Origin of the sequence: Actinomadura sp. 7K507, from assembly GCF_004348425.1 — a bacterium.
Taxonomy (GTDB): Bacteria; Actinomycetota; Actinomycetes; order Streptosporangiales; family Streptosporangiaceae; genus Spirillospora.
Genome location: NZ_SMKK01000198.1, coordinates 1 through 18,416 on the forward strand (window position 1 = coordinate 1; position 18,416 = coordinate 18,416).

An 18,416-nucleotide genomic window follows, 5' to 3' on the forward strand; every position below is an offset into this window, starting at 1 on the left:
CGCCGGCACCGTCGTCTACGGCGCCGCCCCGCTCTTCGTCCACGTCGCCGACTACTCCGCGCTCGGCAAGGGCCTGGTCATGGTCGAGCAGCGCGGCCTGGACGGGCGGTTCCGCCTCTGGCGCGCCCCCGTTCCCGAAGGCCCCTGGACCCCCGCGCGCGACGGCGTCGTGCCCTGCTCGGACGGATCCGGCCTCAACCAGTGCCGAGCCCTCTTCGGCCACCCCGGCCTCAGCACCCGGAACGCGCTGCTGCTGACGTACTACAACCCCGCCGACCACCACATCACCGCCCGCGCCGTCCCCTGGTGACGCCGCAGGAGGCTGCGGTGGAGGGCGGTCACAGGCTCCACAGGCGCCGCTTGCGGTAGCGGGGCTCCCACACCACCCGGTTCCGCTTGCGCAGCGGCGCCGGCAACGCCGTCAGGAACCGGCTCCGCTCGACCGGCGCGATCCCGTCGACCACCCACGGCACGAACAGCGCCGCGCACCGTCCGGCGACCTCGTCGGCCACCGCCCGCCACTCCTCGGGGCCCAGCACCGACTCCGCCAGCGGGACCGCGCTCATCTCCTCGTGCCGCAGGTGCGCCTCGACGGCCTCGCGCAGGTCCCGCACCGCCAGCGGCAGGTCACCGCCGTCGCGCAGCACCACGTCGACCCGCCCGATCAGCGGCCCGAGCCGGGCGTGCTCGGCGCGCATCTCGGCCAGCACCGCGCGCTCCGCGCGGCGGCCCGCCACCGCGCGCTCCACCCGCGGCCACAGCACGCGGTCCTCCAGGTCGTGATGCAGGCGGATCTGGTCCTTGAGGTTCTCCCAGCCCGCGCGCACGTGCGCGGCCCCGCCCTTGCCGGCCGCCGCTGCCGCCGCGAGCCGGTCCAAGTCCCGGCGGAAGGCGTCATGGGCGGCGTGCAGGAAGGCGTGGCGGGTCACGTCCCGCGGCTGGATCGCGAATGCTCCCATACACTCAAAGACCTCCTGCCGGCGTGCGATGTGACACCTCAGGCGGCGGAAGAGATCCACTTCACACCCCGGCGTCGCCCGCGCCGGCCCGGCACTCAGGTGCGGGCGGTCATGGCGCTCTCGATGCCGTCCCGGGCGGTCACGGGCGGGGCCAGGGGCGGCCCGCGAGGCGTTCGATGTCGGTGTTGAAACGCTGCAGGAACGCGGCGAAGGCGGCGACGTCCTCGGGGGTCCAGTCGGACAGGACCTTCTCCAGTCCCCGGACGCTCCGGTCGCGCTCGTCGTCCAGGAGCCGCTCGCCCTCGCCGGTGATGCGGAACTTGCGGGCGATGCCCGCGCCCGGGTCGGGGATGCGCTCGACCAGGCCGGCGCGCAGCATCGCGGCCGTCTGCCGGTTGAGGGTGGAGGGGTCCAGCCCGAACGCCTCGCTGAGCTCACCGATCGACATCGGGCCCTCCAGCCGGATGCGGCTGAGCAGGATGTAGGCGCTGCGGTCCATGGGACCGCCCGCACGCCTGCCCCGCGGACCCGTCATGTGGATATGCCGCCCGAGCAGCATCGTCTCGTACTCGATCAGGTGCGTGGGCTTGTCCATCCCGGTCCTGCCTCCCCGGCCCGTCTCCCGGTCCCGCGCGCCGGTACGGCTCCGCCCGGCGCACGGCAGCATGCCTACCACACCGCGATGTGCGTCATGCACGCTTTGTGTATCGACCACATCATATGTACAGTACACAAGTTCGCTCTGCCGAAACCGAAGGAGATCCGCGTGGCCGACCCCGCGCCCGCCGTCCGAGCGCCCGCCGTCCGCCCCGGCGGGATCGTCGGCGTGCTGGCCGCGGCCGGCATCGTCGCCGCGCTCATGCAGACGCTGGTGGTGCCGTTCATCGGCGACATGCCGCGGATGCTGGACACCAGCGCCTCCAACGCCTCCTGGGTCGTCACCGCCACGCTCCTGGCCGGCGCGGTCTCCATCCCGGTGACCGGCCGGCTCGGCGACCTGCTCGGCAAGCGCACCATGCTGCTGGCCTGCGCGGTGCCGCTGATCGCGGGCTCGGTGGTGTGCGCGCTCGCCGCCACCGTCGTCCCGATGATCATCGGGCGGGGGCTGCAGGGCCTCGGCATGGGCATGATCCCGCTGGGCATCAGCGCGCTGCGCGAACTGCTGCCGCCCGAGCGGCTGGGCACCTCGATCGCGCTGATCAGCGCGTCCCTGGGCATCGGCGGGGCGCTCGGCATGCCGATCGCGGCGGCGGTCGCCGAGCACACCAACTGGCGGGTCCTGTTCTGGGCCTCCAGCGCGCTGAGCGCGATGATCGCCGTGCTGATCTGGCGCCTGGTGCCCCCCACGCCCCCGCAGGCGAAGGGACGCCTGGACGTGATCGGCGCCCTCGGCCTGGGCACCGGGCTGGTCTGCCTGCTGCTGGGAGTGTCCAAGGGCGCCGACTGGGGCTGGACGAGCGGCACCACCCTCGGCCTGCTCGCCGCGGCGGCCGTCGTCCTGCCCGCGTGGGGATGGTGGGAGCTGCGGTCCCGGGACCCGCTGGTCGACCTGCGCGTCACCGCACGCCGCCAGGTCCTGTTCACCAACCTGGCCTCGGTCCTGGTCGGATGCGCGATGTACGCGCAGGCGCTGATCGTGATGCAGCTCCTGCAGCTGCCCGAGGCCACCGGATACGGCCTCGGCCAGACGATGCTGGCCGCCGGGCTGTGGATGGCGCCGTCCGGGCTGACGATGATGGCGGTCTCGCCGCTGGGCGCCAAGCTGTCGGCCGCCACCGCCCCCAAGGTCACCCTGGGCGTCGGCAGCCTGATCATCGCGATCGGATACGGATCCTCGACGGTCCTGATGGGATCGACGTGGGGCCTGCTCGTCATCACCGTCATCTGCAACGCCGGCGTCGGCCTCGCCTACGGGGCCATGCCCGCCCTGATCATGAGCGCGGTGCCGGCGTCGGAGACCGCCTCGGCCAACGGCTTCAACACCCTGATGCGCTCCGTCGGCACCACCGTGTCGGCCGCCGTCGTCGGCGTCGTCCTGGCCGAGATGACCACGAGCATGGGCGGGCACGTCCTGCCGTCCGAGTCGGGCTTCCTCACCAGCATGCTGTTCGGCTGCGGCGTCGCCCTGCTGGCCGCGGCGGTCACCCTCGCCATCCCGGGCCGCCCCGCCCGCCGCCCGGCCAAGCACGCCGCCCCCGCGAAACAGTCCGCCCGGTCCATGACCTGACCCGCCCTGCCTGCGGGCGGGCGGGCCAGCGGATCCCGCTCGAGCCCGCCCGGATCGGCGGCCGCCTCCGCGCGCCGGCGCCGGTCAGCCGCGAGGACCGGCGGCCAGGACCTCCAGGTAGTGCGCGTTGTGCATCACGCCAAGGACGTTGCCGAACGGATCGACGACCGACGCGGTGACGAACCCCTCGCCCCGCTCGGTGATCTTCTCGTACGTAACGGCGCCCAGGGACAGCAGCCGCTCCACGGCCCCCGCCAGGTCGTCCACGTGCCAGAACATCACCGCGCCGCCCGGTCCGGCCGCGGGGCCGCCGGGCCGGAACCGGCTGTCGATCAGGCCCAGCTCATGCCGGTAGTCCCCGACCCGGAACTCGTAGTACCCGGCGCGGCCGTCCGGTCCCGGCGCACTGAAGTAGGGCTGGACGCCCAGCAGCTCGGCGTACCAGTCCTTGGCGGCCTCCAGGTCGTCGGCCCAGTAGCTGATGGTGGCGAATCCCCGCAGCATGGCGGTACCTCCGTTGACGTGGGCCGCGAGGGAGTCCGCGGCCCGGTACCCACAACGCTAGGCACCCAATAGGTCAGTGAAGGTCCTATTAGGGCGGCAGGATGGGAGACATGCGTGATCCGTCCGGACGGCTGCTCCGCCTGCTGTCCCTGCTGCAGACGCCCCGCGAATGGTCGGGCACCGAACTGGCCGCGCGTCTCGGCGTCACCGCCCGCACCGTCCGCCGCGACGTCGACCGCCTGCGCGAGCTCGGCTACCCCGTGCACGCCACGCACGGCAACACCGGCGGCTACCGGCTCACCGCCGGCGCCGCGATGCCGCCGCTGCTGCTCGACGACGACGAGGCGACCGCCATCGCGATCGGCCTGCGCACCGCCGCCGCCGGCGCCGTCACCGGCATCGAGGACACCTCGCTGCGCGCCCTGGCCAAACTGGAGCAGGTCCTCCCCCACCGGCTCCGGCGCCGCGTCGCCGCGCTGACCGAGGCGGCGGTGCCCCTCCCGCCGCAGGACGGCGGCCCGCCGCCCGCCGACCCCGATGTCCTGGCGCTGCTCGCCGCCGCCTGCGTCACCCGGGAAAAGGTCCGCTTCGCCTACACCGCCGCCGGCGGCCGCCAGACGCGGCGGCTCGCGCAGCCGCACCGGCTGGTCACCGTGGCGCGCCGCTGGTACCTGGTCGCCCACGACGAGGACCGCGCCGACTGGCGCACCTTCCGCGCCGACCGGATCACCGAACCGCACCACACCGGCGTGCGCGGCCCCGAGCGCGAACTGCCCGGCGGCGCCGACGCCGCGGCCTGGGCGATGGACGCCCTCGCCGGCGGGTCCGGGACGATCCGGGCGCGGCTGCTGCTGCACGTCCCGATCGAGGAGGCCGCCGAGCACGTCACCGCCTGGCAGGGCGCCCTGGAACCGGTCGACGGCCGCTCATGCCGCCTGCACACCCACTCCGACTCGCTGCGGTTCCTGGCCCACCGGATCGTCCTGCTGCCGATGGACTACACCCTGCTCGACCCGCCCGAACTCGCCGGCCACCTGACCGCCATCGCCGACCGCGCCGCCCGCGCCGTCCGCCCCTTCACCCCCTGACCGGCCACGTCCCGGGGCGACGCACCTGAATCCCTCGCGCCGCGCCCGGCGGCCCGTCGCCCCGGAGAACGGTCCGTCACGGACCGTCAGCGGACCTTCTCGCCGTACACGTGGTCGACCGTCATCGTCATGAGGACCCTGCGGTCGGCCACCATCACCGCCCGGTACTCCTCCCAGTCGGGATGCTCCCCCGCGGCGAGGCGGTAGTAGTCCACCAGCGCCTCGACCTCGGGGCCGCGGGGATCGGTGCCGGGGCCGGTGAGCACCGCGGTGCCCTCGGCGGTGGCCCACGCCCAGCCGTCGGGGCCGGTGACCTCCAGCGCGGCCCGCGGGTCCCGGCGCAGATTCGCCGTCTTGGCCCGTCCCTCGGTCATCGAGACGTAGATGACGCCGGCGTCCCGGTCGTAGAAGGACATGACGGGGGAAAGCTGCGGGCGGCCGTCCGACCTGAGCGTGGCCAGGACCCCGAGCCGGCTGCCCGCGAGAAGCTCGCGCGGCTCGAACGGCGCGCCGGTCATGACCGCGTCCCCGCGGGCTTGCGGAACTGCTCGATCATCGCCGCGTAGCCGCTGCCGCCGTGCCCGTCGGCCGCCGCCCTGCCGGCCACGGCCTGGAAGAACCTCGGAAGCTCGGCGCTGACGCCGAGCGACTCGCTCTCGTGGACGACGTGCTCCATCGCGGCCAGGTGCGTGCCGAGGGTGGAGTCGAGCGCCGGGTACGAGCCGTCGTCGATCTGCCGCGCGTAGCCCGGCAGCCATCCGGTCACGGTCTCGATGCCCGTGCCCGCGATCGGCGCGAACGCGGCGGCGTTCACGCCCGCCGCCCCGAGCAGCGCCGCCCCTGCAGGAAGCCGTTCAGGACGCTCCACATCAGGCCCAGCACGGCCACCTCGTGCAGCGCCGACAGGCCGTGGTCGCCGCCGAGGTGCGCGGTTCCCGCGGCGAGGGTCTTCAAGGTCGGCTCGTGCAGGTCGTACACCTGCCGCGGCCCGCTGTAGAGGATGGCGGCGTCCGCCGTGCCGATGCCCTGCGGGACGGCCATGATCGCGCCGTCGAGGTAGGTGCCGCCACGCCGGGCCACCTCGCCGGCGATCTCGCGCGCCTGCGCCGATGTGCCCGAGGTCAGGTTCACCACGGTCCGCCCGTCCAGGACGCCGTCCAGCGCGCCGAGGAGTTCGCGCACGGCGCCGTAGTCGGAGACGCAGACGACCACGAGTGGACTGGCCGCGGCGGCGGCACCGGCGGACGCGGCGAGCGTCGCGCCCTCGGCGACCGGCCGATCGGCCTTCGCCGCCGTGCGGTTCCACACGGTGGTGGGATGTCCGCCGCGCAGGAAGGCCCCGGCCAGCGCCTGCCCCATCAGCCCCAGGCCGATGACGGTCACCGGCATGTCACCGGCGTCGTCGTTCTGCATTCTGTACTCCTCGTCAGGTGTTTCGGTGGTCATGCCAGAATCGTCAACGTTCACACCGGTATGAAGGTCAAGGGGAGGTCTGGAGAGTGTTGATCGGGGAGCTGAGCCGGCGGACCGGCGTCCACGCGCACCAGCTGCGCTACTACGAGGCCCAGGGACTGCTCGAACCCCGCCGCAGCGCCAACGGCTACCGGGAGTACGGCGGCAACGCCGTCGTGACCGTGGCCCAGATCAGGAAACTGCTCCAGGCCGGGCTGTCGACGCAGGAGATCGAGTACCTGCTGCCCTGCGCGACCGGCGCGGCCCCCGACCTGGAGCCCTGCCCCGAACTCCTGGAAACCCTGCGGGCCCGCCTGCGCGGCCTCGACGACCACATCGACGCCCTCGCCCGCTCCCGCCAGGTCCTGCACGACTACATCGACGCCACCGAACGCCGCGGGTCCACGCCGGCCTCAGCCGTGTGACCCGTGCGACCAGGCCCCGTGCGACCAGGCCCAGCGCGACAAGGTCCCGTCCGGCGGCGGAGGTACCGGCGGGCGGCGCGGCGGCCCGCCGGTTGGCCGACCAGCTCATCGCCCGGCACGGGGACCTCTGCCAGAAAGGGCGGCCGGGTTCGGCGGTGTGCACGGCCACCATGACGGTGGCGGCCAGGGAAGAACTCCGGGAACTCGGGGCCGGGGGATGTCGAGAACGCGCCGGCGGCTCCGTCCCCGGGACGGTTCACGACAACGACCCTGGAGGGACGGCCATGCGAGCGGACGAGATCACCGAGATTCTGGACCGGCCGATCAGCCGGGAGCTGCTGGCACGCGACGTGACCCGGCTGGCGTACGTGGCCAAGGACGGCACGCCCCGGAACGTCCCGATCGCGTTCACCTGGAACGGTTCGGAGATCGTCATGTGCACCGCGAAGAACGCCCCGAAGCTCCCGGCTCTGCGCGAGAACCCGATGGTCGCCCTGACGATCGACACCGAGGTGCACCCGCCCAGGATCCTGCTGATCCGCGGCCGGGCCGAGCTGGACGTCGTCGACGGCATCCCGGACGAATACCTCCAGATGAACGGCTCGTACGAGATGACGCCCGAGCAGCGGGTCGAGTGGGAGGCCGAGGTCCGCTCGCTCTACGACGGGATGGTCCGGATCGTGGTGACCCCGACGTGGGCGAAGCTGATCGACTTCGACACGACCCTGCCCAGCGCGGTCGAGGAACTGGTCCGGCAGCGGGCCGAGCGTGAGCGCACCTGAGCACCGCCGCCCGTTCCCGCGGTTCGTCGGCGACCCCGGCGAAGTCCCCCGACCCGCCGGCCTGCTGGAACTCCGCCGGGGCCTGTCCTCGGTGAGCGGCGTCCGGCCGGCACCGCCTACCGTCTGCCGCCGGCCGGACGACCTGGGCGGACGGCGGCTAGCTCAGATGCCGGGCGAGGAACCGGACCGCGGCGTCCCCCGCGAACCGCGGGACGCCGGTGTGCCCGCCCAGGTTCGCGTGCAGCGTCTTCTCCCGGGAGCCGAAGGCGTCGAACAGGTCCAGGGCCGCCTGCCGGTCGTTCCCTTCGTCGTCCCACTGCAGCAGGACGTGCAGCGGAATGGTGACCCGCCGGGCCTCCTCGAACATGGTGCGGGGCACGAAACTCCCCGCGAACAGGACCGCGGCCGAGATGCGCGGCTCGACCACCGCCAGCCGGATCCCGATGGAGATCACTCCCCCCGAGTAGCCGGCCGGGCCGCCGATCCCGGGCAGCGAAAGGAGTGCGTCCAGAGCGGCCTGCCATTCCGGGACCGCCTTGTCGACCAGCGGGAGGACGAGCCGGTCCACGACCTCCGCGCCGACCGGCTCGCCGGCCTCCAGCGCCCGGCGCAGGTCGGCGCGGGCCCCCTCGGCGGCGGCCGAGGCGGGCCGGTCGCCGCCCCCGGGGAGCTCGATGGCGGCCGCGGCGAAGCCGAACTCCGCCGATTGCAGGGCCCGGGCCACCAGCCGGGGGCGCATCCTGCGCAGTCCGCCGGGGTGGCCCATCAGGATCAGCGGCGCCGGCGCGGACGCGGGTGTCCACAGGATGCCGGGGATCTCGCCGAGGGTGAACTCGCGTTCGAGGACGCCGTCATCGAGGCGCTGCTCGGAGGTGAATCGCATGGTCGTGCCTTCCGCGAGTGCTCTGAACGGCGCTCCCGGACGACCTATCGCCCGACCGTGACCCCCGGGGGGAGCACCCATGTCGATACTGCTTTCACGGGTACCACCTCCTCGTTCTCCGGCACGGCCTCCGGCAAAGTAGCAGCGGCCGCCGTGGCCCGCCAACGGGGTTTCGCGAAGGCCCCATGGCCGCCCACCGGGGCGCGGCCGGGCCGGAGCCGCCCTCGACGGGGGATCGCGCGCGGATGCTCGGGGGACCATCCCCGCTAGTCCCCGGCCATCACGGTGAAGGCGAAGTCGGCGATCGTCGGGCGGCGCAGCGGAATGTCGCATTTGATCCGGCGCTGCACCTCGGCTCTGCTGATGCCGAGTCCTCGCGCGACGAGCCGCTCCGGGCGCACCGGCACCGGATCCTCGAAGCGGACCTCCACCTGGACCGGCCACCCCTCGTCGAGCCGTGCCGGCGGGGCGTCCAAGCGCCAGGCCCCCGTCCAGTCCAGGGTGAAGCGGTTGCGGCGGGCGAGCAGCGGATCCAGCAGCCTGGACGCCACCAGGCCCGGATCGTTGACGCGGTACCCGCGCAGCTCGGCCGGATCGAACGATCTGACCGGTGCCCGCTCGTGGACGGTGAGCTTGCTCGTCCGGTCGCAGGACACGCAGCGGACCAGCAGCCACACGTCCAGCAGCTTGCCGTTGGCGTTGACGCGGAACCTGCCCTCGCCGGTGGTGGCCGACACCGACCGGCAGTCCGCGCACCGCAGCGACAGCAGAGGCAGCCTGGTCCGGCGAACGACCCAGGGCAGCACGCTATGAGGTTGTGAAGACATGAGCTCTCTAGACCTGACACGAGGCCGATTGCGCGCGGCCTCAAACGCTGTAGGACCGGGCGCACGAGGGCAGCCCGGCAGAACCGACCGGAGGGTCGGCTACAGGTGAGCGGAAGAAGTTGTCAGGTCTGAAGAGCAGGCGGTGTCACGCGGTTCGTCCTCTGTCCTCACTGCGACGGGGCCGCAGGCAACCTAGGGGAACACGGGAGGGACCCTCAAACGGTTTTCCGGGAACCCGTGACTCTCGGCGCGAAGGCGATGGTGTCGCCGAGGAGCCGGTCCAGGGCACCGTCCGGCCGGAACGTCTCCTGCGTCATGTCCTGGGCGTCCTCGTAGTTCGCGAGCGTCCGGTGGCAGTGCACCTGCAGCTCACGCCGGTAGCGTTCCCTCATGACCGCGAACCGTGCCGTGTCGTCCGAGCGGGCCGCCGCGATGAGCGCGGCCCCGTCGTCGCCCAGCGGTCTGGCGTCGGTCATGGTCGTCATCCTTCCGCGGGTGGCGAGGGGCTACAGAACTGACGACGCGGCCGAGGATTTCTGAGGGGACGTGTTCGGGTCAGGCGCACCAGGAGCAGGCGGAACACATACGCCGCCCGATCGAGGGGTGTCGGTAAGGAACGTGCTGGAGACCGGCTGGTGCGGGACACCGTGTTCCCGGTCGCGCCGCGGGCGATGCTGCAGGACCTGGTCGCGGAGTTCAAGTCCTCTGGTCCGACGTATCAGCGGACGGTGAAGGCCACGCTGAAGGCGTCGTACACGAACCACTACCGGACCGGGTTGATCAAGCTGCTGGACGTGTTGGAGTTCCGCAGCAACAACACCACGCACCGCCCGGTCCTGGACGCCGTGGACCTGGTAGCCCGGCACGCCAGCGCGGGGAACCTGCACTACTACCCGGTCGGTGAGCACATCCCGACCCATCGCGGGCTTGGCGCGGACTGGGACGCGCTGGTGTACAAGACCGATACCCGTGGTCGGCGGCGGGTGGTGCGCATGGTCTATGAGGTGTGCACGTTCCAGGCGTTGCGGGAGCAGCTGCGGTGCAAGGAGATCTGGGTCGTCGGCGCGGACAAGTGGCGCAACCCGGCCGAGGACCTGCCGACCGACTTCGAGGACCGGCGCGGTGAGCACTGCAGGCGCTCCGCAAACCCCTGGACCCCACGGCGTTCATCGAGGAGCTGCGTGAGGAGATGCGCAGCGAACTGGACGCCCTCGACGAGGCGCTGCCTGCCTGTGACTGGCTGGAGGTCAGCGACCGGGCGGCAGGCGCGATCAAGCTCACCCCAATCGACGCCGCGGCGGAGCCGCGGAACCTTCGCAGGTTGAAGCAGGCGGTGCAGGCGCGGTGGGGCACGGTGCCGCTGATCGACATGCTCAAGGAAGCGGTGCTGCGCACCGGCTGCCTGCAGGCTGTCACTTCGGTGGCCGGCCGGGGCAGGCTGCCTGAGCATGTGCTGGCCGAGCGGCTGCTGTTGGCGATCTACGGGTACGGCACCAATACCGGGATCCGTGCGGTCGCCGCCGGCGAGCACGGGCACGGGGAGGACCCGGAACTCCCGAAACTGGCCCGAAGTGCAAGTGACGGAGGGGGCAGCCCACGTCGGTGTGAGCTGGGTTTACACCGGTGCTTTAGGTTCCGGGGTCATGCGGGACAAGATGGGGACACGACAAGGAGAGACGATGAGCGAGCTGACCACCACGCAGCCGGCTGGCACACCGACCTGGATCGACCTGGGCATCCCGGATCTCGACCGCGCGATGACCTTCTACGGCGCGTTGTTCGGTTGGGAGTTCGATGTGGGACCGGCGGAGTTCGGCCACTACACCCAGTGCTTGCTACGGGGCAGACCCGTTGCGGCCATCAGGCCGAACCCCGATCCCGACGCCACGGACTTCTGGTGGAACGTCTACTTCGCGACGGATGACTGTGACGCCGCGGCCGCCCGAGCGCGGGACGCGGGCGGCTCGATCATCACCGGTCCGATGGACGTGCTGGACCAGGGCCGGACGGCGATCATCAAGGACACCACCGGTGCGCAGTGTGGACTGTGGCAGGCCGGTGCCCACATCGGCTGCGAGATCGTCAACGAGCCGAACGCCCTGCTCCGCAACGACCTGGTCACCGCGGAATCCGGGCCCGCGCGCGACTTCTACGTCGCGGTCTTCGGCTACACGTTGGATGCCAACCCGGACATGCCCGAGCTCGACTTCACGTTCCTGCGCAGACCGGATGGCCACGAGATCGGCGGCATCGCCGGTGACCCGAAGGCCACGAAGTCCCGTTGGGGGACCTTGTTCCAGGTGGACGACGCCGATGCGGCGGCGCGGCGAGCGGTCGACGCGGGTGGGACCTCGGCCGAGCCCTACGACATGATCTACGGGCGGGTCGCGAACATCACGGACCCGTTCGGCACGGAGTTCGATGTGGGTGCGGCGATGACGAGCTGAACCGGCGGTCAGCTCGCCGAGTGGTCGAGCTCGGCAAGACGCGTGGATGTCGTCGGTGTGGACCTCCTCGACAAGGTGAGACCGAGGTCGGCCAGGCACCATAGTCAGGGTGGACGTGCCTGCACCGCCCATCGGCATCGCCTGCTTCAATCACACGGGCGATCACCGCCGTGGTCCCGGATCGTCGCCGTACCCGACACGGCCCTGTGATCATCGTCACAACGGGTCTCATGTTGCTGTCCCTTGGACGGTCTTGCTGCGGCGAGGTAATGCCCGATGGGATCGATGCGGATGACGGCGAGGTTCGGAGAACGACACTGGTAGCAGCAACATGAACTGCGTCCGCTGAGGAACCCCTTACGTACACTCGGTAGCGGCGCAGCCCGATCGCCCTGACCGTGACCTGCCGTGTTGCAGATACCCCGTACGGTGAAAATCCCGATTGTCGGGGGCTAACCGTACACTCCGGGCCATGCCCGAGACCATGATCGGCTACGCCCGCCGCTCCACCGACGAATAAGACCTCACCGCCCAGCAACAGCGGCTAATCGAACTCGGCGTATCACCGGAGCGGGTCTACCTCGACCACGGGTTAACCGGCACCAACCGTGCCCGCCCCGGCCTTGACCAGGCGCTGGCCGCGGTCCGGGTCGGCGACACCTTGGTCGTCCCGAAACTCGACCGGCTGGCCCGCTCCGTGCCCGACGCCCGCGCGATCGGCGACGACCTCGCCGCCCGCGGCATCAAGCTCTCCCTCGGCGGACAGGTCTACGACCCCACCGACCCCATGGGCAAGATGTTCTTCAACATCCTCGCCACATTCGCCGAGTTCGAAGTCGACCTACTGCGGATGCGCACCCGCGAAGGCATGGCTGTGGCAAGAGCGAAAGGCAAGCTCCACGGGAAACAGCCCAAGCTCTCACCCAAACAACGGCGCGAACTCGTCCGCGTGGCCGGCACCGGCGAATACACCATCGCCGACCTCGCCGAACTGTTCACGGTCTCCCGCACCACGGTGTACCGGACACTCCAACGGCACGACAGCTCAACGGACTGATCGCCAGATCACGCGCCTGGCTCGTCTGCACCTGGTGACACGATCCTTACCAGCGCCCCATCGAGGGTGCCGTCCGGGCGGCAGCTGCCGAGTCCCCTCAGCTCGTGCGAGGAGGAGGGGCGTTGGATTCGTTGGGTTCGTCGTCTTGCTGGTTGTCCTGGTCATGGGAGGTGACCGGGCGGCCGGGCGCTGTCGAGGCTTCGGCGCGGGCGGCGCGTTCGCGCTGCGTGGCGGCTTCGGCGCGGGCGGCCGCCAGGTCGGTTTCGAGTCGGTCGCCGAGGGCCTGCTGGGAGGCGAGCGCGCTCTGGGCGGTGACCAGCTGCTGAGCAGCCTGCTCGGCGGCGGACTGGAGGTCTTGTTGCCGACGTTCCAGGGCCTCGGCGCGAGCGGCGGTCTCGTGTCCGTGCCGTATCGCCTCCTCGCGTGCCTGTTCGGCGGCCTCAGCCCTGGCCAGCTGGGCGCGGGCCTCGCCGTGAGCGGCGGCCAGCGCCTCTCGGGCGGTCGCGAGTGCTGCGGTGCTGTCGGCCAGTTCGTTCCGGAGGGTCTGCACGTGGTCGGCCTGGCGGCGGGCGGTCGCCTCGAACCGGGCGCGTTCCTGTTCGTGGGCGTCGCGGGTGTCGCGGAGCTCGGCGGCCTTGGCGTCGCGGGCGGCCTGGGCGGTGGCTTGGGCTTCGCGGGCGGCGTCGCGGGCGCTCTGGTGCGCGGCGATGGCCTCGGCGGTGTCGGCGCGGACCTGCTCCAGGGCCGCGTGGTCGCGGGCGGCGGCCTGCTCGGCGGCCCGCTGAGCGGTGCGGGCGGCCTCGGCGTCGGCGACCGCGTCCTTGCGCGCCTGGTCGGCGGCGCGGGCGCGGGCGTCGGCGTCGGCTTCGGCCTGTGCGGCCGCGGTCGCCTCGGCCTCGGCCCGCTGCACCCGCGACAGCGCTCCTTCCTGGGCCTCGGCGAGGAAGCCCTTCAGCTCGGTCAACTGATCCTGCAGGGCGCTGATGGCCGCTGGTACCCGCTGAGCGAGCGCTTCGGCCTGGTGGAGCGGTTCGTCGACCGCGGCGGCGTCGGCCGCGCGCCGGTCCCGGCTGGCCTGGTCGGCGTGCGCCTTGCTGCAGTACTTGGCGGGCCGGCCGCGGCCGCGCGCCGGGAGCGGTTCGGTGCAGCCGGCCAGGCCGCACTCCCCCGCCGATGCCGCCCCTGAGGTCCCGGCCGCCACCTGCCCGTCCGCTTGTCCGTCGCGCTCAGCACCGGGGTCGACCACGGGACCGGCCGGGGGCGCTGACGGCGGCGCGGCCGCGCCGCCGGGCAGGTCCCCGGGCCGTGCGGGCAATCCGCCGCCGACCGAATCCTCCGGAGCGGTCGGCGTCGTGCCCGGTGCCGCCGGAGAGGGCCCGGACGGGGTGCCGCCGGGCGGCCCGCCGGCCGGTCGAGTGACCGCCGCGGGGTCCGCCGAGTCGCCGGTGGCGCCGTTCTCGCTGCTCGTCTCGCTGCTCACCCGGCCACTCTAGAGGATTTTTCGCTGCGCGCAGCGTTAGGCGGATAACGCGACACGCGAAACGCGTAATCTGAGTCTGGTTGAGGTTCCGGGATAATTACGGTTATCCTGGTGTGCATGATCAACAAGGGCGGTCGGTCCGGCAGCGGTGTCATGGCGGACGCGGGCGCGCACAGCGGCCTGGCGCCTGATCCGTTCGGGCATGCCGTGGCCCTGCTGCCGGCGCTGCCGCCCGACGAGCCGGGCGACCGCTACGGCCTGCGGCTGCTGACCGCCGCCTGGCTGCGCAGTCAACGCACCGAGGCGACCCGCCGCGGCTACTACCGCGACCTGGCCGGCTGGCTGGACTACTGTGCCCGCACCGGGCTGGATCCGGGGGCGGCGCGCCGCGCGGACATCGACGACTGGTCGGCGTCCATGACCGTCACCGTCGCCGGCCGGTCACGCCCGGCCAGCGCCTCGACCCGGGCGCGGCGGCTGGCGGCGGTGTCGTCCTGGTACACCTACCTGCAGTCCAACGACGTCACCGACCGCAACCCGACCCTGCTGGTCAGGCGGCCGAGCAGCGCGCAGATCGCCGCGTCCGCGCGCAAGGCGCCCACCCTGAGCGTCGCCGAGACCGCCCAGCTGCTCGACACCGCGGAGGGCCGCGCCGTCGACCGGGGCACCGAGGCCGCCTGGCGCGACGCGGCCGTGGTCGCGCTGCTGTTCTACACCGCGCTGCGCGTGTCGGCGTTCACCGGCGCGGACCTGGCGGACCTGGGCACCGAGGCCGGGTACCGGGTGCTGTGGTACCGCGCCAAAGGCAAAGGGCCCGACGGCCGCGACTACGTCCGCCTGGACGGCGAACTGTGCCGGGTCCTGGACGCCTACCTGACCGTCCGCGCCGGCCGCCACCCCGACGGCGTCGCGCCAGCGGGCCCGCTGCTGGCCACCACCCCGCACCCCTACGACCGGGCCAAGACCGGCGACAAGCGCCTCACCCAACGCGACGTCACCAATATCCTGCGCCGACAGGCCACACTGGCCGGGCTACCCGCCGCCGCCCGGCTCAGCCCGCACAGCGGCCGCCGCACCGTCATCACCACCCTGCTCGGCAACGACGTCCCCCTCGCCAAGGTGCAAGACCTGGCCGGGCACGCCGACCCCCGCACCACCCGCGGCTACGACGACACCAACCACAAGCTCGCCTCCTCCCCCGTCACCGACCTCACCCGCATCCTCGCTGGCCACCGCACCACCTCGGGCCGTGTCCAGCATGCCGACAAGTCCGCGGAACGTTGAGGTCCGCCGCCCGGCGCCGACCCCGACGGCCAGCCGCGAGCGCGGCTCGCGGCGAAGATCTCGACGATGGCGGGTTTCTCGGACCGTGACCACGGACCCTGACCACGGTCAGCCGGTTCGGCGCCACTGCCGAGGCGCAGCGGGGGCTGGCGGCGATGAAGGAGCTGCTGACCGGCGGAGGCGGCCGGTCGCTGCGGCGGGCGGCCTTCGGTGTTCGCGGTCTTGTTCATGAGCTGCGGTGGCGGGCGTGCTGGGCGGCGCCGTTGCCGGTGATGAGCCACAGGGTGGTGAGGTCGTTGATGAGGGTGTCGAGGGGAACCTCGAGGATGCCGTTGACCCAGGCGAGGATGGTCTCGGCGGTGCCTCCGACGACGAACGGGGGGGCGACGCGGGCGAGGCTGTCCACGGCGAGTTCGACGCCGTGGATCGTGCGGGCGTGATCGAGGAGGATCCGGGTCAGTCCCTGGACGACGGTGGTGCGGTGCCGGGTGACCTCCGGCGGCCCGGCGGTCGCGCCGAACAGGACCCGGGCTTTGCGGGGGTCGTCGGCCAGGGCGTGCACGACGGCGCTGATGCTGGCGTGGGCCTGCTCGTGCAGGGGGCGGCCGTCGGATGCGGCGAAGGCGGTGAGGGCGGCGTGGCCGACCTCGTTGGCTATCTGGTCGATCGCGGCTGAGGCGAGGTCGTCGAGGCTGGTGAAGCTCTCGTAGAAGTAGCGCTTGTTGAGCGCGGCGGCGGTGCAAAGGTGAGCGACGGTCGCGGACCGCCATTCACCGGACGCCATGGCTGTGAGGGCCGCGTCGATGAGGCGCAGGCGCCGTCCGGCCTTGCGGTCGTCCCCGGACTGGCCGCCGTAGGCGCGCTGCTGAGCCGTCTCGTTTGCCACGCGTTCCATGCTCGCATCCGGTGGGCTCGCCATTGACAGCACCCATCCATGATCTGGTACAAAAAAGTACCAGATCATAGAGGTGAACCTGGAGGTTCATGTGAACGCTGGACGTGCCCCCACCGCCGCGCCCCGCCCGGCCGGCGATACGGCGGGGTCGGGAGATTCGCTGCTGGACGAGTTGCGGGAGCTCGCGGTCCACGCGCCCTCCCGTGCCCGCGTCGCGGGGTGGGAGTACCTGCGGGAGCTGTCGCGCAAGGACGACAGGGCCGCGATCTCCGCGCTGTTCTCCCGCGGGAAAGCCCCGGGAGAGATCGACGGGAAGCTGGAGGGGCTGATCGTGGGCCGGCTGTTCGGGGTGCCGGAGACGGTCCTGGCGAACCCGCTCATCGCGATCAACCCGACCTGGATGGGCAAGACCTTCGACGCCGCGTCCGGGAAAGGCTTCAACCGGCTGATCCCGCTGGCCCGGTACGCGATGCGGGTGGTCGCGCCGGCCTACGGCGGGCTGCGCAGGGTCGGCGACGCGATGGAGGGGTTTGATTTCGACTACGCGCCGGGCACCGGGCTGGTCGAGCCGCGTATCCCGGTCGTGGCGCTGGACTACGGTGTGGCGCAGTACCGCAACCCCAGCCTGCGCACGTTCCCGATCAAACGCACCCGCGACGAGTTCGTCGAGCTGGTCCCTGGTCTGTACCTGGGCCGCGCGCTGCTGACCATGCGCGGAGGCCAGGTCCGCACCATCGCTCACTTCGCGCTGCGCGAGCCGGTCGCCGGGCTTCAGGCATGATCGACCCGAACGGCGCGGTCGTGTGCGTGACCGGCGGAGCCCGGGGGATCGGCCGGGCCACCGCCGCGCTGCTGGCCGAGCGGGGCGCGCGGGTGTGGATCGGTGACCTGGACGCCGACGCGGTCGCCGCGACCGCCGCCGAACTCGGCGTCGCCGGACACCCCCTGGACGTCACCGACCCGATCTCCTTCCAGTCCTTCCTGGACGCCGCCCGCGCCGACGGGCCGGTCGACATGCTGGTGAACAACGCCGGGATCATGCGGATGGGGCCTTTCGCCGACCAGGCACTGGCCGGTCACCATCGTGAGATCGCCATCAACCTGACCGGGGTCGTCAACGGCGTGCATCTCGCGCTGCCCGCCATGACCGAGCGCGGGCGCGGGCACATCGTCAACGTGGCGTCCATGGCGGGCAAGGTGACCACACCGGGGATCGCGGTGTACTGCGCCACCAAGTTCGCCGTGGTCGCCCTGTCGCGGGCGGTGCGCGCAGAACTGCACGGGACCGGCGTCACCCTCACCACGATCCTGCCCGCGGCCACGCGGACCGAGCTGACCGCGGGCGTCTCCCTCGACCTGCAGCCGACTCTGGTCCCCGAGGACGTCGCCGCCGCGATCGTCCGCAGCGCCCGGCACGGCCGCCGCGAGGTCACCGTGCCGCGCTGGCTCGCTCCCGTCGGCACCCTTGAGCAGGCCTTCCCCGAACCCGCTGTGGAGTCCCTCAAACGGGTCGTCACCCGCCACCGCCCGCCCGGCGACTACGACGCAGACCAGCGCAAGGCCTACCTCGACCGCGCCGGGCCATGATCAGGGCGCCGACGGGCGACCTGACATCTGACGGCCGGAGCGGCCCCCGGGCCGGGCCGGCACGGCGGCTCGGCCCGGTCGCCGCCCCGGCGGAGTTCATGCGGTGACGCCAGGGCGTGCTCGCTGCGAGTCTCGGGCCACGGCGGTGTCGGGCGGGATTCAGTCGTCGATGGCCTGGTAAGCGGTGGTCCAGAAGTCGCGGAACCAGGGCTGCGGTGTCGGGGAGCCCATCTCACGCTGGGTCAGCAGGATGCCGATGAGGTCCTCGGACGGGTCGGTGTAGACGGACGTGCCGGTGCCGCCGGACCATCCGAAGCGGCCGGGGACCGAGGCCAGGTCGTCGCGGCGGGTGATGACGCCGACGCCGAGGCCCCAGCCGCTGTTGCCTTCGAAGAAGACGGCGTTGTCGGCCTTCTGCTGAGCGGTGAGCTGGTCGGTGGTCATCAGCTCGACCGACGGACGCGACAGGACGCGTCCTGCGGGGTGGCGGCCCTTGTTCAGCATCATGGTGCAGAAGGC

General features: G+C 72.3%; 23 protein-coding genes and 1 pseudogene. 12 read left to right on the forward strand and 12 right to left on the reverse strand.

Annotation, left to right across the window (positions count from 1 at the left end; translation table 11 throughout):
* On the forward strand, positions 1–310 hold a 310-nt coding region (locus tag E1285_RS45890), incomplete at its 5' end, for a hypothetical protein (protein WP_207947000.1).
* Positions 311–338: 28 nt separating this feature from the next.
* Here the strand turns inward: E1285_RS45890 and E1285_RS33480 are convergent.
* Both E1285_RS33480 and E1285_RS33485 read right to left on the reverse strand, forming a co-directional pair.
* Positions 339–959, reverse strand: coding sequence for a hemerythrin domain-containing protein (locus tag E1285_RS33480; RefSeq protein ID WP_132158592.1), 621 nt, complete (start codon positions 957–959; stop codon positions 339–341).
* Between the two features lie 139 nt (positions 960–1,098).
* Positions 1,099–1,554, reverse strand: coding sequence for a MarR family transcriptional regulator (locus E1285_RS33485; protein ID WP_132158593.1), 456 nt, complete (start codon positions 1,552–1,554; stop codon positions 1,099–1,101).
* Between the two features lie 171 nt (positions 1,555–1,725).
* On the opposite strand from E1285_RS33485, the gene E1285_RS33490 reads away from it, so the two are divergent.
* Complete coding sequence (locus tag E1285_RS33490) at positions 1,726–3,186, forward strand: MFS transporter (RefSeq protein WP_243723224.1); 1,461 nt, start codon at positions 1,726–1,728, stop codon at positions 3,184–3,186.
* Between the two features lie 84 nt (positions 3,187–3,270).
* On the opposite strand, the gene E1285_RS33495 is transcribed toward E1285_RS33490, so the two are convergent.
* On the reverse strand, positions 3,271–3,690 hold the full coding sequence (locus E1285_RS33495; protein WP_132158595.1) for a VOC family protein: 420 nt from the start codon (positions 3,688–3,690) through the stop codon (positions 3,271–3,273).
* 110 nt (positions 3,691–3,800) lie between these two features.
* Between E1285_RS33495 and E1285_RS33500 the strand changes: the two genes are divergently transcribed.
* On the forward strand, positions 3,801–4,778 hold the full coding sequence (locus E1285_RS33500; RefSeq protein ID WP_132158596.1) for a YafY family protein: 978 nt from the start codon (positions 3,801–3,803) through the stop codon (positions 4,776–4,778).
* An 86-nt stretch (positions 4,779–4,864) separates the two neighbouring features.
* On the opposite strand, the gene E1285_RS33505 is transcribed toward E1285_RS33500, so the two are convergent.
* From E1285_RS33505 to E1285_RS33510, 3 genes are read right to left on the reverse strand one after another with little or no spacing between them, the layout of a single operon-like run.
* The gene (locus tag E1285_RS33505; RefSeq protein WP_132158597.1) at positions 4,865–5,296 is read right to left on the reverse strand and encodes a PPOX class F420-dependent oxidoreductase; all 432 of its coding nucleotides are present in this window, start codon (positions 5,294–5,296) and stop codon (positions 4,865–4,867) included.
* Entirely contained in the window at positions 5,293–5,592 is a 300-nt protein-coding gene (locus tag E1285_RS47750; protein WP_243723225.1) for a hypothetical protein, read from the reverse strand. The genes E1285_RS33505 and E1285_RS47750 overlap by 4 nt, the downstream gene beginning before the upstream one ends.
* The gene (locus E1285_RS33510) at positions 5,589–6,191 is read right to left on the reverse strand and encodes an NAD(P)-binding domain-containing protein (RefSeq protein WP_243723226.1); all 603 of its coding nucleotides are present in this window, start codon (positions 6,189–6,191) and stop codon (positions 5,589–5,591) included. Before E1285_RS33510 ends, E1285_RS47750 begins: the two co-directional genes overlap by 4 nt.
* Before the next feature lie 86 nt (positions 6,192–6,277).
* On the opposite strand from E1285_RS33510, the gene E1285_RS33515 reads away from it, so the two are divergent.
* Positions 6,278–6,655: a MerR family transcriptional regulator gene (locus E1285_RS33515; RefSeq protein ID WP_132158598.1), complete on the forward strand. Its 378-nt coding sequence runs from the start codon at positions 6,278–6,280 to the stop codon at positions 6,653–6,655.
* A 284-nt stretch (positions 6,656–6,939) separates the two neighbouring features.
* Complete coding sequence (locus tag E1285_RS33520) at positions 6,940–7,437, forward strand: pyridoxamine 5'-phosphate oxidase family protein (RefSeq protein ID WP_132158599.1); 498 nt, start codon at positions 6,940–6,942, stop codon at positions 7,435–7,437.
* Between the two features lie 157 nt (positions 7,438–7,594).
* Here the strand turns inward: E1285_RS33520 and E1285_RS33525 are convergent, their stop codons facing one another.
* The 3 genes from E1285_RS33525 to E1285_RS33535 all read right to left on the reverse strand — a co-directional run bounded on the left by E1285_RS33525 (position 7,595) and on the right by E1285_RS33535 (position 9,623).
* Positions 7,595–8,320: an alpha/beta hydrolase gene (locus E1285_RS33525; RefSeq protein ID WP_132158600.1), complete on the reverse strand. Its 726-nt coding sequence runs from the start codon at positions 8,318–8,320 to the stop codon at positions 7,595–7,597.
* A gap of 266 nt (positions 8,321–8,586) precedes the next feature.
* Positions 8,587–9,126: a DUF1062 domain-containing protein gene (locus tag E1285_RS33530; RefSeq protein ID WP_243723227.1), complete on the reverse strand. Its 540-nt coding sequence runs from the start codon at positions 9,124–9,126 to the stop codon at positions 8,587–8,589.
* Positions 9,127–9,362: 236 nt separating this feature from the next.
* Positions 9,363–9,623, reverse strand: a complete 261-nt coding sequence (locus E1285_RS33535; protein ID WP_207947002.1) for a hypothetical protein — start codon at positions 9,621–9,623, stop codon at positions 9,363–9,365.
* 159 nt (positions 9,624–9,782) lie between these two features.
* On the opposite strand from E1285_RS33535, the gene E1285_RS45895 reads away from it, so the two are divergent.
* From E1285_RS45895 to E1285_RS48310, 4 genes and pseudogenes are all read left to right on the forward strand, one after another.
* Positions 9,783–10,472, forward strand: coding sequence for a hypothetical protein (locus E1285_RS45895; protein ID WP_165966861.1), 690 nt, complete (start codon positions 9,783–9,785; stop codon positions 10,470–10,472).
* Between the two features lie 354 nt (positions 10,473–10,826).
* Positions 10,827–11,594: a VOC family protein gene (locus E1285_RS33545; protein ID WP_132158603.1), complete on the forward strand. Its 768-nt coding sequence runs from the start codon at positions 10,827–10,829 to the stop codon at positions 11,592–11,594.
* A 535-nt stretch (positions 11,595–12,129) separates the two neighbouring features.
* Positions 12,130–12,477 (forward strand): annotated as a pseudogene (locus tag E1285_RS48305) (recombinase family protein); the annotation flags it as partial.
* Positions 12,463–12,651 carry a helix-turn-helix domain-containing protein gene (locus E1285_RS48310; RefSeq protein ID WP_279510114.1) on the forward strand — a complete coding sequence of 63 codons (189 nt, stop codon included), beginning with the start codon at positions 12,463–12,465 and terminating at the stop codon, positions 12,649–12,651. The pseudogene E1285_RS48305 and the gene E1285_RS48310, both read left to right, overlap by 15 nt.
* 97 nt (positions 12,652–12,748) lie before the next feature.
* Here E1285_RS48310 and E1285_RS33555 read toward each other — a convergent pair whose 3' ends face one another.
* Entirely contained in the window at positions 12,749–14,131 is a 1,383-nt protein-coding gene (locus E1285_RS33555) for a hypothetical protein (protein WP_132158604.1), read from the reverse strand.
* Between the two features lie 117 nt (positions 14,132–14,248).
* Between E1285_RS33555 and E1285_RS33560 the strand changes: the two genes are divergently transcribed.
* Positions 14,249–15,415 carry a tyrosine-type recombinase/integrase gene (locus E1285_RS33560; RefSeq protein WP_132158605.1) on the forward strand — a complete coding sequence of 389 codons (1,167 nt, stop codon included), beginning with the start codon at positions 14,249–14,251 and terminating at the stop codon, positions 15,413–15,415.
* A 226-nt stretch (positions 15,416–15,641) separates the two neighbouring features.
* Here E1285_RS33560 and E1285_RS33565 read toward each other — a convergent pair whose 3' ends face one another.
* A complete protein-coding gene (locus E1285_RS33565; protein ID WP_207947004.1) occupies positions 15,642–16,301 on the reverse strand; it encodes a TetR/AcrR family transcriptional regulator in 660 nt (219 codons plus the stop codon).
* A gap of 100 nt (positions 16,302–16,401) precedes the next feature.
* Between E1285_RS33565 and E1285_RS33570 the strand changes: the two genes are divergently transcribed.
* Positions 16,402–17,091, forward strand: coding sequence for a hypothetical protein (locus E1285_RS33570; RefSeq protein WP_132158607.1), 690 nt, complete (start codon positions 16,402–16,404; stop codon positions 17,089–17,091).
* On the forward strand, positions 17,088–17,897 hold the full coding sequence (locus E1285_RS33575; RefSeq protein ID WP_132158608.1) for an SDR family oxidoreductase: 810 nt from the start codon (positions 17,088–17,090) through the stop codon (positions 17,895–17,897). Before E1285_RS33570 ends, E1285_RS33575 begins: the two co-directional genes overlap by 4 nt.
* A 159-nt stretch (positions 17,898–18,056) precedes the next feature.
* Here the strand turns inward: E1285_RS33575 and E1285_RS33580 are convergent.
* A partial coding sequence (locus E1285_RS33580) for a serine hydrolase (RefSeq protein WP_165966862.1) occupies positions 18,057–18,416 on the reverse strand: 360 nt, incomplete at its 5' end.